Below are 17039 nucleotides of genomic sequence, written 5' to 3' on the forward strand. Positions count from 1 at the left end.
TGTGCTCGAAAGAGATTGGCTTCCAAATGAAGATTGAATTCATCCTACGGGCGTTACCAAATGATGATCTATTCTCATTGCTTTGCTGTTGAGGGAAGAATGTTCCTATACTATGAGTCGCCATTACTCCACTTCCTCTACAATCGTATTAGGAATTTCTTTCGATCTTAGCAATTCATCTAAACTCTTAAAGGTGTAGGCAGCCTTATCTTGAACGACAGTCTTAGAGAAGCGGTCGCGCAAGCTCATTAGTTTCTGAACAGCCTCTTGATAGTTATCGGCAGTTATACGATCAGCCATCTGTTGGGCATTCGCTGGAGTAAAATTAAAATACTGGACAAGGTACTGCTGGAACTGACGACGTTGTGCCTGTATCATGTTCTCTAACTGTGCATTCATCTTATCCTTAGTACGATGGATGATAAAGATTAAACGATCTGGTTCGCCACCACGTTGCCCATGATCATACTTCTTGTCATACTCAAAGAAGCAATCACAAGAACCTTTCTCGGATAATTCCTTTAACTCTTGCATGGCAGGATCGAGTACTCGACGGCAGAAGTCAGAGAACTTTTTATAATTATTCTCAAGACGTAACATCTTGCGGAAATCTAATGTTGCAATGACGGCACGCCCCTTATCTGCCCATGACTCGATAAACATATAGATGCGCTGTGTGTATCTATTCTTACAAGCAAAGACAATCTGCTTACCAAACTTATGATAACCTAAATCTAAAGAAACCAGACGTTCAGCTACTGTATGATCCAACTTTAAAATTGCATACTTATTATAGGAACGGTCTTCGGGAATATATACATCACAAAGGTTAGTTGCCTTCGTGTACTTACGCCCTTCACTCGTCTTATAAGGTATCTCAACAGGGATGGAAGCTAACATCTTCAATGAATTGCGAAGTTGAGGATAATGGTTAGGGTCAACACCTAATTCTTTGAAAGGCAACTTAATCGGCATTCTTCCATCTTCATCAAGCTCATCTGTCTGAAACAAATCTAACTGAAAGCCTCGTTTGCTCTTTAAGATTCCATGCAAAATATCTTGTAAACTCTCAACAATAGAAACGAGGATACGGACTTGAATTAGCGAGTAGTCATGACGCATCATTGTCACAGCAATTGGCTGCAATAACCATGTCTCTTCTTCAATAGGGATGAGGTCGTTCGATATGGTACGACTCTTTAGTGGTGCCTTTTGGGCTTTTGCTCCACGCTTACGAGTTATCTTCTTGCTGGATGTCTTATCAGTCATATCTGTTTAATTTGCCTTAGCTCTATATCTTTTATTGACTTGAAGTTACAAAGATACTGTTTTTTTTTGAACAATCAACTAATAACACCGAAAATGATAACTTATCATTAGTCGATTGATTAAGGCTAAACGCAAATAGCTTTAAAGGTTAAACGATTGCTTCGATGCTACTTATTTCCACGCATAAGTTAACACATAATCATGTGTAACTTCGCTTACAAACTTTATGTCGATATTACTTCTAAGGTTGGTAACATGGTCTAAGGCAACGTTTACCTTCATCTCTTGAAGGGCTAAGTGCTCTTCTGAAAACAGTTTATAGGTGGTTTCCTTTGCACACCAAGCTATAAGCTGGGAACGTAAGTCGGTGAAGGGCTCGTCATAGCGAAGGTAACGAGAGGTAATACGACTCACACGAGTGGACACATACTCAATGTCAATCCCTACTTCAAAGTCCGTGGAAAGGATGATAGCAACATAACCAATGGTGTGAGATATACTAATGTGATAACCCTCGATATTTGGTTTACCATCCTCATTATGATTGATAACAGGAACATAACCCAACATAGCAAAAAGAAGACGTTGCTCGCCTTCTTTCTCTGCCTTTCGTCCTTTGTCTATCGGCAAAAGACCTATAGTGATTTTATCAAAAACGTCACGCGTTATCCTCACAACCTATGATCACCTTGACTTTACTAATACGACGTTCATCTATCTCTAATACTTCAAAGGTATATCGCTTATACTTCAAAATCTCATGCACTGCAGGGAAATCGCCTTTGATCTCCAACAATAAACCAGCAAGTGAATCTGCATCACCTTCTACGTCATCAAACTCATCATCTGGAAGATTGAGTATTTTGGTAAAGTCATTCAATAAGGTTTTACCTTCAAAGATATAACTATTAGCGTCTAATTTTGTGTAGTTATGCTCTTCCTCGTCATACTCATCATTGATCTCCCCGACTATCTCTTCTAAGATGTCTTCGAGCGTAACTATACCACTGGTTCCACCAAACTCATCCACAACTATTGCAATATGAACTTTGTTCTCTTGGAACTCGCGCAAGAGGTCGTCAATCTTCTTTGTTTCTGGAACAAAGTAAGGTGGACGTATCAAGCTTTGCCATCTAAAGTTAGCTGGCTTTGATAGATGAGGAAGCAAATCTTTGATGTAAAGTACACCACGGATATTATCTTTATTGTCTTGATAAACAGGGATACGAGAGTAGTTGTTATCAACAATACACTTTAGTACATTATCATAAGAACAGCGAATGTCAAGGTCTATAATATCTTGTCGGGAGGTCATTACTTCTTTAGCAGTTTCATCTCCAAAACGTATAATACCTTGCAACATACTTTGTTCGTCTTTGATATCACTCTTATCTGTCAACTCAAGTGCTTGTTCCAAGTCGTCAATAGATAACTGCCTGTTTTCCTTCTGCAATACCTTTTCAGCAAAGGCTCCACTCTTTAGGAGAATTGTCTCCACTGGCCAGAACAACTTACGAAAGAAAATTACCCCTTTCACTGCCTTTCGGCAAAATGCAAGTGGATTCTTTCTACTATAAACCTTAGGGATAATTTCGCCAAAGAGTAGCAGTAAGAAGGTTAATAAAATTGTAACGCAAAGAAACTGCAACCATTCTTCGCCGAACGTAAACAAACTATTGAAGATATAGTTACACAACATGATGATGGTCACGTTAACAAGGTTATTCGTTATAAGAATAGTTGCCAGTGTGCGCTCACTATCATCGCGAAGTTCCTGAACCTGCATATCCAATGGACTTTTATCTGGATCCATAGCCTCTAAATCTGCCGGAGACAAACTAAAAAAAGCTATCTCTGACGCACTAGCAAAGCCAGATAAAAGTATAAGAAATAATGCCAAGAGGATAGAAACAAGTATACTTGGACTTATTGGATTAACGGTGATATAAGAAGATATATCTAATAGAAAACTATCCATTAAAAAGGTAATTTGTTATTATCAGAGATGGAGTTATCAGCATCTTTATTCTTCTCTTCTGACGCATTTTCCATCTTTCGAGATGCACTTAACCATTCAAGATTATCCACATAGATTTCTGTAACCTGTCGGCGCACCCCTTTTTTATCATCATAAGAACGATTCCTTATACGTCCTTCAACATATAGCTTGTCGCCCTTATGAATGTATTGTTCGGCATACTTTGCCAAACTCTTAAATAGTACTATATTATGCCAATCAGTACGATCAGGAACTTTCGTTCCACCAGGAAGCTCATATCCTCGCTCTGTTGTAGCTAACGTAAAGGTCGCAACACATTGATCCGCATCATAATAGCGTACTTCTGGTTCACGACCAACATTACCAATTAACATCACTTTGTTCATATAGCACAGATATAAAAGAAAGAGAAATACTTTACTTCCACATACCCAAATACTTAAATCTAAAATTCTTACCTTTAGCAGATGGAAACTGACTTCTATTGTCAACTCTCTCCTTCAAATATTCAACCATACGAGCATAACAATCCCAGCCAGAAACAGCTTTGCATCGAACTACAAAGTGCGTGTCTCTATATTCGTGCTTACCTGTAGATGGGATCAAGACAACGCGCTTGAAGTCAAGTTCACCCTCATACCATCCTTCACGCTCCTCATTGAGGTGCATAATTGCTGGATTATCTTTACGTTGCATACTATCAATGCTAGGACGTAATGCTTTCTTCTGCTTAAAATCCATCATATTGGCAGCCTCAGTCTTTATAACAATAAAGTAGACACGAGGGCGTACCTTGTAACGTTTAGGATAGAATACATCATTTGCTGCATAATTCCTAATATCATCCTCCAAGTCTGGAGTGAGTTGAATATCAGGAATAGAACTCAAAAAATCTAACGCCTCTTCAACATTATGCACTAATACTTCATTATCGAAATACCGTAAATATAAATTCATAAAGATAATGTTATGTATGTTTCTCTTTCTAAAATAAGAGCGGCAAACGAGACTCGAACTCGCGACCCCGACCTTGGCAAGGTCGTGCTCTACCAACTGAGCTATTGCCGCATACAATGTAAGTAATTACTTACTAAAATCTGCATGTGAAGAGGAGGAGACTCGAACTCCCACGAAGCAATTTTCACTACCCCCTCAAAGTAGCGCGTCTACCAATTCCGCCACCTCTCCAATATGCCTATAATATTTAAAGAACTTCCGTGCCCAGAACAGGACTCGAACCTGCACGTCGTGAAACACACGCACCTGAAACGTGCGCGTCTACCAATTCCGCCACCTGGGCATTAGTTTTGAGATAACTAAAAAACCTTCCAGAATATCAAAGAGCGGCAAACGAGACTCGAACTCGCGACCCCGACCTTGGCAAGGTCGTGCTCTACCAACTGAGCTATTGCCGCAATAAAACATCTACTTACTCTAAAGATTGATGATTGTCGGGGCGACAGGATTCGAACCTGCGACCGCCTGGTCCCAAACCAGGAGCGCTACCGGGCTGCGCTACACCCCGTTGCATATTCAGCAATTATTAGCGTTATTTCTGAATTGCGAGTGCAAAGGTAGTACTTATTTTTGAAACTACCAAATATTTCTATGCTTTTTCTATCAAAAAGTACATTAATTTCTAAAGCAAAGAATTTATGATATACCAAGAATATATGTAATAGTCTGAAAAACAACATTATATATTTATCTATGCCTACATAGGACGAAATACTACAGAAAAATACATTTCCTGATTGTTTGCTTTATTTCAATCCAAATTTACTTTTTAAATGGTATTGCAACAAAGAGTTTAGCAAATAAAAAATTTCAAAATGAAGACAAATACCAATCACAAAATCACAATCACAAAATCACAAAATCAACTTTTGGTGTATCGCATTTTTCTTACATAGATAATGTATCATTATATATTATTATTTATTAATAATGTATTCTATTATATGGGAATCTCTTTTACATGTTGAAAATCCTTTTTGTGATTTTGTGATTGTGATTTGTGTGATTGGTAGGACTTTTTCTTTGACCATTGACCTTGGAACTTTTTCCCGTTAGACAAAGGCTAAGGGCTAGACATCTATGATATTGCCATCACTTCGGTGATAGAACTCATTTTTGACACAGAATGCACGGATGGCACAAAAGCCGAGGCACACAGAGTTCCTTGCGGAACATGGGAATCCACAGAAGCAGACACCCCAAGCCCTTCCTTAATTCAAAAATTATGATTACTTTCAATTGCTAGAGTAACTATAGTAATAAACACATTAACTTGCACGCTAATTACCCGTTATTGTGATGTTGCACGCCTCTTGTGTGGGAAAGGACATCCTCTCCCTTCGGAGGGGCTTGGGGAGGCTCTCCCTCTGTTATTTTGTCTTATTAGCTCCTAATCACAGATTTACTTATATCTCTGTAATACAGATAGTTACAATGGTATTTACGAAACTTGTTACTCCAGTACCCAGAAAAATGATTGTTTTCTGAATAAAGTTGCTTACCTTTGCAAACAGAAAGAAAAAGCCTACCCCCTCTACAGCCACACGACCTACAACCTCACCTCCAACCCTCTCCGAGAATGGAGAGGGGAGTGAATAGCAAGATAAGCCCCAAAAAGTTTAAAAGTTAGTGCTCATATGCTTAGAGATGAGCGTTCTTAGATTCAAAGATTAGCGTTAGCAAACTCAAAGATTAACCTTAGCAAGGTCAGAGTCAAAAGTAAATGTACTACAAAAGATTTTGATTAATTTGATTAGGAAAACTTGGATTTCAAAAAGGTGAACATAGAAAAGAAAATAAAAAAGAAGATTGCGTAATAATACACAACCTTCTCCTCTATTTCAGTGAAGAAATATCAATTAGAAGAAACTTCTACTTAATGATACCTTCTTCTTTAAAAATCTTCTTCAAAGCCTGTACGCCACGCTCAACCTGCTCCTCGGTATGTGTAGCCATCAAAGCAAAACGAACAAGTGTATCTTGAGGTGCACAAGCAGGAGGAATAACAGGATTAATAAACACACCTGCTTCATACGCCAACTTCGTTACAATAAAAGTCTTCTGTATATCACGAACATAAAGTGGGATGATCGGACTCTCAGTCTCTCCTATCTCGAAACCTTCTTCCTTGAAACGCTTCAACGCATAGTTTGTAACCTTCCATAAATGTTCTATACGCTCTGGTTCATTTTCCAAGATATGAAGAGCCTCTAAAGCCGCAGCTGTAGCTGAAGGTGTATTACTTGCAGAGAAGATGTATGTACGACATGTATGACGAAGATAATTGATTGTATCCTTGTCTCCTGCTATAAAACCACCTATTGATGCAAGACTCTTTGAGAACGTTCCCATTATCAAATCGACCTCATCCGTTACATGGAAATGATCACAAACGCCCCTACCCTGACGACCAAACACACCTAAGCCATGTGCCTCATCAACCATAATAGAGCAGTTGTACTTATGCTTCAGTTTCACAATCTCTGGTAGATTAGCTAAATCACCTTCCATTGAGAAGACACCATCAACAACGATTAGTTTCACTGCTTCATGTGGAAGTTTCTGGAGAACACGCTCCAGATCCACCATATCATTATGCTTATAATGAAGTTGAGTTGCAAAACTCAAACGACGACCATCAACAATGCTAGCATGATCACGATCGTCACAAATAATATAATCACCACGCCCAACAACCATTGCCAGAACGCCAGCATTTACAGAGAAACCTGTAGAGAAAACAAGAGCTTCATCCTTTCCTTCAAAAGCTGCAAGTTCTTTCTCTAATTGAACATGAAGATCCAATGTTCCATTCAAGAAACGACTACCTGCACATCCAGTACCATATTTGTCTAAAGCACGATGTGCTGCGTCTATAACACGTTGATCATTTGGTAGACCTGTATAGGCATTAGAACCAAACATCAAGATCCTGTTTCCATCAATATCTGTAACTTCTGTTCCTTGCTTGCTCGTAATCTCGCGGAAATAAGGATAAACTCCTGCTTCCATAAACTTCTGCGGATCACGGTAACTTTTGTACTTGTCTTGTAACTGTCCCATTATATTTAATATGGTGTAGCCAATGACTACATAAAATTATTTCAGGTTGCAAAGATAATAACTTTGAATGACAAAAAGGACATTTTGATTAGAAAAGTGCTTTTTAAAGTATTTTTCATACTACACTACCAAGAAGATATAAGATTAATATGTACCTTTGTCAAACAAACTATATTCTGACCATTGACACAATGAACAAAAAAAGAATCGTTTTCATTCTTAATCCTATATCAGGTACTATCAGTAAGGCAGGTATTCCTGATCTTATTGAAGAAAGGCTTGATAAAAATAATTTTGATTACAATATAGTTGAGACTCAATATGCTGGGCATGCCACAGAATTAGCAAAACAAGCTGTAGAAGAGGGAATTGACATTGTAGTTGCTATCGGTGGAGATGGAACTGTCAATGAAGTTGGCAGATCTCTAATCAACACACAGACAGCTATGGCAATCCTACCTTGTGGATCAGGAAATGGACTAGCAAGGCATCTAAATCTTCCTATGAACCTCAAGAAATGTGTAGATGTTATCAACGAATGTGATATTAGAGCTTTAGATTACGGCATTATCAATGACCACCCATTTTTCTGTACTTGTGGTATGGGATTCGATGCATTCATCTCTATGCAATTTGCTCAAGCTGGGAAAAGAGGTCCAATTACCTACATGCAAAAGGTTCTTGAAGAAGGACTTAAATATCAACCAGAAACATACGAAATAGAAGATGAGGATGGGGTCAAACGATATAAAGCTTTCCTCGTCTCTGCCGCTAATGCTTCTCAATATGGTAATAATGCATATATTGCACCTCAGGCATCCATGAGTGATGGTTTATTAGATATTATCATTATGGAACCTTTCGACATATTAGAAGCACCACAAGTAGCTATTGAACTCTTCAATAAGACACTGGATAAAAACCTAAAGATAAAGACGTTTAAATCAAAGAGAATACATATACATCGTAAAAAAGAGGGGGTAATTCACTATGATGGAGACCCTGTTTTATCTAGTGCTGACATAGATATCTCTATTGTTTCAAAAGGCATTAACATCGTAACTAAACACAATGCTGATAAGGCTCATCGACAACCTAATATGTTACAAACAGCTTTCTCAGAGATTTTCTATAACATTGATCTCATGAGGCAGGATATCACCAAACAAAGTAGAAAAGTTCAGGCCATCAATAAAACCATATTACGTAAGTTGAATATATAACTATACCAATTAAGAAGAATGGGCTTTACATTCAAAAACTTTCATATCACTCAAGATAAGGCAGCTATGAAGGTTGGTACTGATGGAGTACTACTTGGAGCTTGGGCACAGGGTGGAATGAGGATATTAGATATTGGTACTGGTACTGGGCTCATTGCGTTAATGATGGCACAACGGTTTCCACAAGCTCATATTGATGCTATAGAAATAGATCCCAAAGCATTAGAAGACGCACATGTAAATATTGAGTCATCCCCATTTCATGATAGAATAAAACTCATTCATTCCTCACTTCAATACTATAAACCTAGTCTATTTCCCCCGAACGTTGATAATGTTTATGACGCTATTATAAGCAACCCACCTTACTTTATCAATTCTTTAAAGAATCCTTTACAAGAAAGGACAGTTGCAAGGCATACCGTAACCTTAACACCAAAGGAATTGTTACAGCATGCCTCACGTCTATTAAAAGATGAAGGAATACTTTCACTCATTATACCATCAGATAATAAAGTTATCATAGAGTCAGAGGCTATACTTTGCGGATTATCAACTACAAAGATTATAAATATAAAGACAAAAACATCAAAGTCTCCTAAACGGTGTATAATAGAATTTAAGAAGATATTATCATCACTTACAAAAGAAGAACATGTAACATTGACACAGGACAATGGGGAACGTTCAGAATGGTATCATCAACTTACCAAAGAATTTTACATCAAGTAAAATAGAGACCAATTACAATAAGGTAGTGTATAGGTTACAAAACATTAAAGCACACTAAACTTTCCATCTTTCGCTTTTATTTTGTAACTTTGCAAGCTAATATAGGTATAACAAAACTTTATGAAACAAAATAGCTCAATACAGATGTTTGCAGATTACGAAGGTGATTTGCCTAACTTAAATGTGAAAGTTAATGGCGAGATTCCCATATTCGTAACCCGTAATCTTGTAATGTTCCCTGGAATTCTCACCCCAATTCTTGTTGGTAGAAAAACGACATTGGCATTGGTAAAATATTTGGAGGAGAATCCAGAAACCATCATTGCTCTTGTTAGTCAAAAGGATAGCAATGTCAATGAACCTAAAGAAGACGACATTTACAAAATCGGTATTTATGCACGCTTCGTTCGTGCTTTTGATATGCCGGGCAATTATGAAGGTGATAATAAGACTATCATATTACAAGGATTTGGCAAGTGTCGTATTAAAGAGGTAACCTCCAAATCTCCTTACATGAAAGGCGTTACTGAAGCTATAGGAGAGGAAATGGAGTCTAAAACAGATAAGGAGTTCATTACAGCTGTAGAAGACATGAAGTTAGTAGCAAAAGAGTATATCCATGGAAGCGATGAGATTCCTGATGATACTCAACTTGCACTTGACAACATGGGCAACCCTATCATTGCTGTCAACTACACCTGCTCTACAATGCCTTTCCCCGTAGCTGATAAGATTCAAATGTTGGAAGAGAACTCCATAAAGGATCGTCTCTTCAGACTAATGAAGGTTTTAAACAGAGAGATTCAATTTCAACATTTACGTCAAGATATTCGCTCAAAAACACGTGAGGATCTTGATGAACAACAGCGTGAATACTTTCTCCATCAACAAATTAAGAATATAAAGGAAGAACTTGGTGATGGCGATTCTGCACCAGATAAGAAGGAATTACTGGAAAAGGCAAAGAATAAGAAATGGTCACAAGATGTTGCTAAAATCTTCCAAAAGGAAATTGATAAGCTCGACACACTAAACCCTCAAAGTCCTGATTATAGCATACAAGTAAACTACCTTCAAACGATGGTGGCTTTACCATGGAATGAATATACAACTGATAATCTCGACTTAAAACGTGCAAAGCGTATATTAGACAAAGACCATTATGGAATGGAGAAAGTCAAGGAGCGCATCCTTGAATATATAGCTGTATTACAATTACGTGGCAGTCTAAAGTCTCCAATCCTATGCCTTTATGGTCCTCCAGGTGTAGGAAAGACTAGCTTAGGAGTAAGTATTGCCGAAGCAATGAAACGTAAATATGTACGTGTATCTCTTGGAGGTCTGCATGATGAGTCTGAAATCAGAGGTCATCGCAAGACTTACATAGGTGCTATGCCTGGTCGTATCATCAAGAACATACAAAAGGCAGGCTCTTCCAATCCCGTCTTTATCCTTGATGAGATCGACAAGATAACGCAAAACACCATTAATGGAGATCCCTCTTCTGCATTATTGGAAGTGCTTGACCCTGAACAGAACAGCGCTTTCCATGACAACTACCTTGATATGGATTATGACCTCTCAAAGGTACTTTTCATAGCAACAGCCAATGATCTCAACACAATCCCGAGACCTTTATTAGATCGTATGGAGCTGATCAATGTTTCTGGTTATATCACAGAAGAGAAGATCGAGATTGCTAAACGGCATTTGATTCCAAAGGAACTTAAGAATACAGGTTTAGACCAATTAACAAATAAGCCAAAGTTCACAAAGGCAGCCCTTGAGAAGATTATCGAGAGTTACACACGAGAGAGCGGTGTTCGTCAACTTGAGAAGCAGATCAATAAGGTGATGCGTAAATTGGCGTTCGAACAGGCTATGAATGCAAAACTACCTTATACGAAGATTACTCCAGATGCATTGGAAGATCTCATTGGTAAGCCTCCTTTCACACGTGATATTTATCAAGGAAATAAATATGCTGGTGTAGTAACAGGACTTGCTTGGACAAGTGTGGGTGGTGAGATATTGTTTATTGAGACTTCTCTATCAAAAGGAAAGGCAGGAAAGTTAACACTAACTGGTAATCTTGGAGATGTGATGAAGGAATCAGCGGTTATTGCACTCGAATATGTCAAAGCACACATTGATACTTTAGGTGTTGATTACCGTATCTTTGAGCAATGGAATATACACATCCATGTACCAGAAGGAGCAACACCCAAGGATGGTCCTTCCGCTGGTATAACTATTGCTACAAGTATAGCCTCAGCTCTTACACAACGCAAGGTGCGCAAAAACACTGCTATGACTGGCGAGATGACGCTTCGTGGTAAAGTTCTTCCAGTTGGTGGCATTAAAGAGAAAATCCTTGCCGCTAAACGTGCAGGTATTACAGATATCGTAATGTGTTCGGAGAACAAGAAAGATATTGAAGAAATACCAGAGATTTATAGAAAGGGTATTGAGTTCCACTTCGTTGAGAATATCAAACAAGTATGGGATGTCGCTCTTACCGATGAGCTGGTAGAACATCCAGTGGACTTCACTATATCTGAAGACAATAAAGCTACAAAGAAATGACATTTGAACTGCAACACACAGATAATGCAAGCGATGCACGTACAGGACTAATCACGACAGCCCATGGACAGATAAAGACTCCTATCTTTATGCCAGTGGGTACTGTTGGTTCTGTGAAAGGTGTACACTTTGAAGAACTACGAAGACAGGTAAAGGCGCAGATTATCTTAGGTAATACTTATCACCTTTATCTACGTCCAGGTTTAGATGTATTAAAAGCTGCAGGTGGCTTGCATGGCTTTAACGGTTGGGAGCGCCCTATCCTTACTGATTCAGGTGGTTTCCAAGTATTCTCATTAACTGGTATTCGTAAGTTATCAGAGGAAGGATGTGAGTTTAGAAGCCATATTGATGGTTCTAAGCATTTCTTCACACCAGAGAATGTTATGGATACCGAACGCATTATAGGTGCAGACATCATGATGGCTCTAGATGAATGTCCTCCAGGTCAAAGTGATTATGAATATGCAAAGAAGAGTCTAGGCATGACCCAACGTTGGTTAACTCGTTGTATCAAACGATTCAATGAGACCGAACCTCTCTATGGTTACGAGCAAAGCCTATTCCCAATTGTTCAAGGATGTACCTACAAAGACTTACGTCAAGAGGCTGCAAAGTTTGTGACCGATCAAGGTGCTGATGGTAATGCTATTGGTGGACTAGCTGTAGGTGAGCCTACTGATGTTATGTATGAAATGATCGAGGTAGTTAATGAGATTCTACCTAAAGATAAACCACGTTACTTGATGGGTGTAGGTACACCACAAAACATCCTTGAGGCTATCGAGCGTGGTGTTGATATGTTCGATTGCGTTATGCCTACACGTAATGGTCGTAATGCAATGCTCTTTACTTACAATGGAACGATGAATATGCGTAACAAGAAATGGGAGAAAGACTTCTCTCCTGTTGATCATGACGGATGTGACATCGATCAAATTACAAGTAAAGCCTATCTACACCATCTATTCAAGGCAGGCGAACTATTAGCAATGCAGATTGCTAGCATACACAACTTAGCTTTCTATCTTCGTTTGGTAACAGACGCACGAACGCATATTGAGCAAGGCGACTTCGTTCAGTGGAAGGCATCTGTAATTGAGCAATTAGGAAGAAGAATTTAAGGATACGCACAATGCATAAGGTCAAAGAGATTGTAAGCATAATTAAAGGATTACTAGGTAAGCTTAGTCAAAAGATTAAGCCTTGCCTACCTTATATATATAAGGTGGGAAATTTACTCAAGAAGATCTCCCCAACTAGGTATCTTGGCATTCTTGATTGGTACATCATTAAGAAGTTCATTGGAACTTATATTTATGCCATCCTTTTGATTATCTCCATCGCTATTGTATTCGACTTTAATGAGAATCTCTCAAAGTTCACGCAATACCACGCACCATGGCGAGCCATCATCTTTGATTACTATGCCAACTTCATACCTTATTATTCCAACCTCTTCTCACCGCTATTTGTATTCATTGCTGTTATATTCTTCACATCTAAGTTAGCAGGAAACTCGGAGATTATAGCAATGTTAGCAGCAGGCGTCTCTATAAAGAGGTTAATGCGTCCTTACATGCTCTCGTGCGTAGTCATTGCAGGCTTAACATTCTATCTCAATAGCTTTGTCATTCCCCATGGTACTGTTATCAGACAAAACTTTGAAACTTTATATCGTAATTCAAAGAAGAATACATCTGCGGAGAACGTCCAACTGTTTGTAGCTAAGAACACCACTGCTTATATCCAGAATTACGACGACCAATACAAACGTGGTTATGGCTTTTCGCTTGTTAAAATCAAAAACAAGAAGATTGTAAGTCACTTAACCGCAATGGAGATTCAATATGATACGATTGCTGACTCAAAGTATCATTGGAAGTTAAGTAACTGGAAAATCAGAACACTCAAAGGACTGAAGGAACACATTCAGAGTGGAACAACTAAGGACACAGTTCTACTCATGGAGCCTACTGACCTTGTATATTCAAAAGGACAACAAGAAACATTCACCTCTCCAGAGCTTCTTGATTATATTTCTAAGCAGACAAGCCGTGGCTCGGGGAATGTAGTGCAATATGAGGTTGAGTTCCATAAACGTATAGCCATGTCGTTCTCCTCTTTCATATTGACGATTATTGGCTTGGCTCTTTCTTCCCGCAAGCGAAAAGGTGGAATGGGGCTCTCATTAGGTATAGGTCTTGCATTGAGCTTCAGCTATATCATGTTGCAAACGGTCTCTGCTACTTTCGCCATCCAAGACAATACACCACCAGTACTCGCGGCATGGATACCGAACATTATCTTTGCTATTATAGCATACTTCTGTTATAGACATGCACCAAGTTAATAAGGAGAGTTAGAAAAAGAAGTAAGAACTACCCTCTGTTACAAAGAGGATAAATTGTAAATTATGTATTTTGAAGATTTAGATTTAAACGATAAGGTACTCGACGCACTCTATGACATGCGTTTTGATAAATGTACGCCCGTACAAGAGAAGTGCATTCCAGAGATATTAAAAGGTCACGACGTATTAGGCGTTGCACAAACAGGAACTGGTAAGACTGCGGCTTATCTTTTACCAGTATTATCTAAATTAGCCGATGGAGGCTACCCAGAGTCTGCCATAAATTGTGTGATCATGTCACCAACACGCGAACTTGCACAGCAGATTGACCAAGCAATGCAAGGTTTTGCTTATTATCTGAATGGCGTTTCCTGCGTTGCTGTCTATGGTGGCAATGATGGCAATCGCTATGACCAGGAACTTAAGAGCTTATCGCTCGGAGCCGATGTTGTCATAGCTACTCCCGGTCGTTTCATCTCTCACCTTTCATTAGGCAACGTTGATTTGTCAAAGGTTAGCTTCTTCATTCTTGATGAGGCTGATCGTATGCTTGATATGGGTTTCTCTGAGGACATTATGACCATTGCCAAGAAGCTCCCTAATACTTGTCAAACGATTATGTTCTCGGCTACAATGCCTAAGAAGATTGAGGAACTCGCAAAGACTCTGCTAAAGAATCCGGTAGAAATCAAGTTAGCTGTCAGCAAACCTGCTGAAAAGATACATCAGATGGCATACGTGTGTTACGAAACACAGAAGATGGGGATACTCAAGGATGTCTTCAAAGGTGGAAACATGAAGCGTGTCATTATTTTCTCTGGATCGAAACAAAAGGTTAAGCGGATTGCAGGTGCGCTTAGCCGTAAGCATATCAACTGCGGTGAGATGCACTCCGACCTTGATCAAGAGCAGCGTAACGACATAATGTTCAAGTTCAAGAGCGGACAAGTTGACGTCCTAGTGGCAACTGATATTGTCTCACGTGGTATTGATATTGATGACATCACAATGGTTATTAATTATGATGTGCCACACGATGTAGAAGACTATGTACACCGCATTGGTCGTACTGCACGTGCTGATCATGATGGAACTGCTATCACACTTGTGAATGCAGATGACATCTACTTCTTTCAGCAGATTGAGTCATTCTTAGGTAAGGAGATCGAGAAAGTTCAATTACCAGATGGATTGGGCGAAGCACCAGAGTATAAGAGCAATGGTAAGCCTAAGAGAGGAAGTGCAAAGAGCATTCGCAGGAAGAATAGGGACTATCAAAGTCACAAGGATAAGAAACAGGGCAATAACAAGCAACGTTCAAGACGGCCCGAACCTCAAAGCCAAGACTCTTTTGACAATAAGGCGCAGCACTCACAGGAGCGTAATCCTAACTACAGGCAGAAGAACAAAGGACAAGGACAAGAACAACAGAACAATAATAACAATGCTGTTGAGGCAAAGAGCGTAAGCAAGCGGAATAATCGTCAAGACAAGAATAGGCAAACTGACAAGCAGATGAAGTCTAACAATAACAGACGAAACGACAAGGAGGCTGCAAACAATAAGGATGCTAGTCAGAAGACGAACGCTCAACAAAATAGAAAGCCTAACAACAAAAAGAAGAAGAAGAACAATCGTCAGCGTAACACGAACGAGAAGGCAACGAGAAGAAGTACAAAGTACGATATTCGAGAAGAGCTACCAACAAGTTCTAAGAGTGACTCTGGATTGAAAGCTTTGATAAAGAAGCCGCTGAAATGGCTCCGTAATCTTGGAAAGAGATAACATCCGAGGCAGAATCAAGTGTGTATCAAATATTCAAAGGCGGGCAGACATCTTGTTTGCCCGCCTTTTCTCTCCCCATATAAACGAGACTTCTACCCTATTCGGAGATACCATAGATCTAATCTAAAAAATAAAACATCCGCAACCTTTCATAAAGAATAAGCAGAAAAGAAGAAATACATACGTATTGCGTATTATTTTTCCTGCTTATTCTTTTATTTCTTCCAGTACTCCGTATTATTTTTGCACGTATCAAATTATATTATCTAAGTCTGATAATTAATTATCTAAGTTTGATAATTATTTATCTAAGCGTGATAATTAATTATCAGACTTAGATAATACAAAAAGATACGTATTCCGTAAATGCGCGATACGTATCAAAACAATACGCGAATAGTAGGAAAATAATGCAGAAACAGTATAAACGAGCGTAGAAGTATATACGCAAAAGTTGCTGATCAATATAATTTTGCTTATTGAGAGCTGTTATCCTTGTTCCACCTCTCTAAGAATCGGCGTATTGCAGCCTTACTTTTCAACGTATTTGTATGTGCAGAATAAAGATCACCATAATACACCTCACGATAGAAAGGTCCCCAATGTTCCTCTATTCTCACATTATCAGAATTAGTTGTGAAGAAGCCATAAAGTTCTGTGACTCTATACTTATCGTCTTCATACGTTACATGAGTAGTTTCGCTATCTGACATCAGAAGCCATGAGAAGAAGATTTGTATAACAAATAGAACAGGCACCATTACCCATAACAAACTATGCAAACAACCTATAAGTACATCATGATTCTGCTCCCACCGACACCTAACAAAACGAATAAGAAAGAAAAGAACTAACCAGGGAAACGTAAACTGAGCAAACTTTGTAATAACAGGATAGAATGACCATGGCGATAACCAAACAACAATCAACCATAGAAGTTCGATACACAATAGATAGCGCAACCATTTAATTATCTTCTTTCTATACATACGCCTGTACTCATAATAAACTA

At 38.8% G+C, this 17039-nt stretch carries 13 protein-coding genes and 5 tRNA genes; 6 read left to right on the forward strand and 12 right to left on the reverse strand.

Translation table 11 applies throughout. The features are described from left to right. Positions 1-123: 123 nt before the first annotated feature. The 11 genes from J5A55_RS04425 to spt all read right to left on the reverse strand — a co-directional run bounded on the left by J5A55_RS04425 (position 124) and on the right by spt (position 7348). Positions 124-1269, reverse strand: a complete 1146-nt coding sequence (locus tag J5A55_RS04425; protein ID WP_004383309.1) for a replication initiation protein — start codon at positions 1267-1269, stop codon at positions 124-126. 171 nt (positions 1270-1440) lie between these two features. Beyond that, a complete protein-coding gene (locus J5A55_RS04430; protein WP_004383310.1) occupies positions 1441-1944 on the reverse strand; it encodes a 4'-phosphopantetheinyl transferase family protein in 504 nt (167 codons plus the stop codon). Continuing rightward, positions 1928-3247, reverse strand: a complete 1320-nt coding sequence (gene gldE / locus J5A55_RS04435) for a gliding motility-associated protein GldE (RefSeq protein ID WP_004383311.1) — start codon at positions 3245-3247, stop codon at positions 1928-1930. The genes J5A55_RS04430 and gldE overlap by 17 nt, the downstream gene beginning before the upstream one ends. Next, positions 3247-3654, reverse strand: coding sequence for a single-stranded DNA-binding protein (locus J5A55_RS04440; RefSeq protein WP_004383312.1), 408 nt, complete (start codon positions 3652-3654; stop codon positions 3247-3249). The genes gldE and J5A55_RS04440 overlap by 1 nt, the downstream gene beginning before the upstream one ends. A 31-nt stretch (positions 3655-3685) precedes the next feature. Then, positions 3686-4225, reverse strand: a complete 540-nt coding sequence (locus J5A55_RS04445; RefSeq protein ID WP_039851339.1) for a hypothetical protein — start codon at positions 4223-4225, stop codon at positions 3686-3688. A 38-nt stretch (positions 4226-4263) separates the two neighbouring features. Continuing rightward, a tRNA-Gly gene (locus tag J5A55_RS04450) sits at positions 4264-4336 on the reverse strand. Positions 4337-4372: 36 nt separating this feature from the next. After that, positions 4373-4456 (reverse strand) — tRNA-Leu (locus tag J5A55_RS04455). A 30-nt stretch (positions 4457-4486) separates the two neighbouring features. Further along, positions 4487-4568 (reverse strand) — tRNA-Leu (locus J5A55_RS04460). A gap of 42 nt (positions 4569-4610) precedes the next feature. After that, a tRNA-Gly gene (locus J5A55_RS04465) sits at positions 4611-4683 on the reverse strand. Positions 4684-4719: 36 nt separating this feature from the next. After that, a tRNA-Pro gene (locus tag J5A55_RS04470) sits at positions 4720-4793 on the reverse strand. Between the two features lie 1364 nt (positions 4794-6157). Beyond that, entirely contained in the window at positions 6158-7348 is a 1191-nt protein-coding gene (gene spt, locus J5A55_RS04475; RefSeq protein ID WP_004383315.1) for a serine palmitoyltransferase, read from the reverse strand. Between the two features lie 191 nt (positions 7349-7539). Here spt and J5A55_RS04480 point away from each other — a divergent pair, with 191 nt between their 5' ends. The 6 genes from J5A55_RS04480 (at position 7540) to J5A55_RS04505 (ending at position 16027) form a co-directional block, all read left to right on the forward strand. Next, a complete protein-coding gene (locus J5A55_RS04480; protein ID WP_039851340.1) occupies positions 7540-8571 on the forward strand; it encodes a diacylglycerol/lipid kinase family protein in 1032 nt (343 codons plus the stop codon). Positions 8572-8589: 18 nt separating this feature from the next. After that, entirely contained in the window at positions 8590-9303 is a 714-nt protein-coding gene (locus J5A55_RS04485; protein WP_004383317.1) for a tRNA1(Val) (adenine(37)-N6)-methyltransferase, read from the forward strand. A gap of 120 nt (positions 9304-9423) precedes the next feature. Continuing rightward, positions 9424-11889 carry an endopeptidase La gene (gene lon, locus J5A55_RS04490; protein WP_004383318.1) on the forward strand — a complete coding sequence of 822 codons (2466 nt, stop codon included), beginning with the start codon at positions 9424-9426 and terminating at the stop codon, positions 11887-11889. Continuing rightward, complete coding sequence (tgt, locus tag J5A55_RS04495) at positions 11886-13013, forward strand: tRNA guanosine(34) transglycosylase Tgt (protein WP_004383319.1); 1128 nt, start codon at positions 11886-11888, stop codon at positions 13011-13013. The genes lon and tgt overlap by 4 nt, the downstream gene beginning before the upstream one ends. A gap of 11 nt (positions 13014-13024) precedes the next feature. Beyond that, the gene (locus J5A55_RS04500; protein WP_004383320.1) at positions 13025-14242 is read left to right on the forward strand and encodes an LptF/LptG family permease; all 1218 of its coding nucleotides are present in this window, start codon (positions 13025-13027) and stop codon (positions 14240-14242) included. 63 nt (positions 14243-14305) lie between these two features. Then, positions 14306-16027, forward strand: coding sequence for a DEAD/DEAH box helicase (locus tag J5A55_RS04505; protein WP_004383321.1), 1722 nt, complete (start codon positions 14306-14308; stop codon positions 16025-16027). Positions 16028-16503: 476 nt separating this feature from the next. Here J5A55_RS04505 and J5A55_RS04510 read toward each other — a convergent pair whose 3' ends face one another. Continuing rightward, complete coding sequence (locus tag J5A55_RS04510) at positions 16504-17016, reverse strand: hypothetical protein (protein WP_004383322.1); 513 nt, start codon at positions 17014-17016, stop codon at positions 16504-16506. Between the last annotated feature and the right edge of the window lie 23 nt (positions 17017-17039).

The sequence above is a fragment of the Prevotella veroralis genome (assembly GCF_018127765.1).
In the GTDB taxonomy this organism is placed as follows: Bacteria; Bacteroidota; Bacteroidia; order Bacteroidales; family Bacteroidaceae; genus Prevotella; species Prevotella veroralis.

Excerpts from the sequence above, each read along its gene's own strand:
- J5A55_RS04425 (WP_004383309.1), bottom strand. The coding sequence starts at position 1,269 with ATGACTGATAAGACATCCAGCAAGAAGATAACTCGTAAGCGTGGAGCA.
- gldE (WP_004383311.1), bottom strand. The coding sequence starts at position 3,247 with ATGGATAGTTTTCTATTAGATATATCTTCTTATATCACCGTTAATCCA.
- J5A55_RS04440 (WP_004383312.1), bottom strand. The coding sequence starts at position 3,654 with ATGAACAAAGTGATGTTAATTGGTAATGTTGGTCGTGAACCAGAAGTA.
- J5A55_RS04445 (WP_039851339.1), bottom strand. The coding sequence starts at position 4,225 with ATGAATTTATATTTACGGTATTTCGATAATGAAGTATTAGTGCATAAT.
- spt (WP_004383315.1), bottom strand. The coding sequence starts at position 7,348 with ATGGGACAGTTACAAGACAAGTACAAAAGTTACCGTGATCCGCAGAAG.
- J5A55_RS04480 (WP_039851340.1), top strand. The coding sequence starts at position 7,540 with ATGAACAAAAAAAGAATCGTTTTCATTCTTAATCCTATATCAGGTACT.
- J5A55_RS04485 (WP_004383317.1), top strand. The coding sequence starts at position 8,590 with ATGGGCTTTACATTCAAAAACTTTCATATCACTCAAGATAAGGCAGCT.
- lon (WP_004383318.1), top strand. The coding sequence starts at position 9,424 with ATGAAACAAAATAGCTCAATACAGATGTTTGCAGATTACGAAGGTGAT.
- tgt (WP_004383319.1), top strand. The coding sequence starts at position 11,886 with ATGACATTTGAACTGCAACACACAGATAATGCAAGCGATGCACGTACA.
- J5A55_RS04500 (WP_004383320.1), top strand. The coding sequence starts at position 13,025 with ATGCATAAGGTCAAAGAGATTGTAAGCATAATTAAAGGATTACTAGGT.
- J5A55_RS04505 (WP_004383321.1), top strand. The coding sequence starts at position 14,306 with ATGTATTTTGAAGATTTAGATTTAAACGATAAGGTACTCGACGCACTC.
- J5A55_RS04510 (WP_004383322.1), bottom strand. The coding sequence starts at position 17,016 with ATGTATAGAAAGAAGATAATTAAATGGTTGCGCTATCTATTGTGTATC.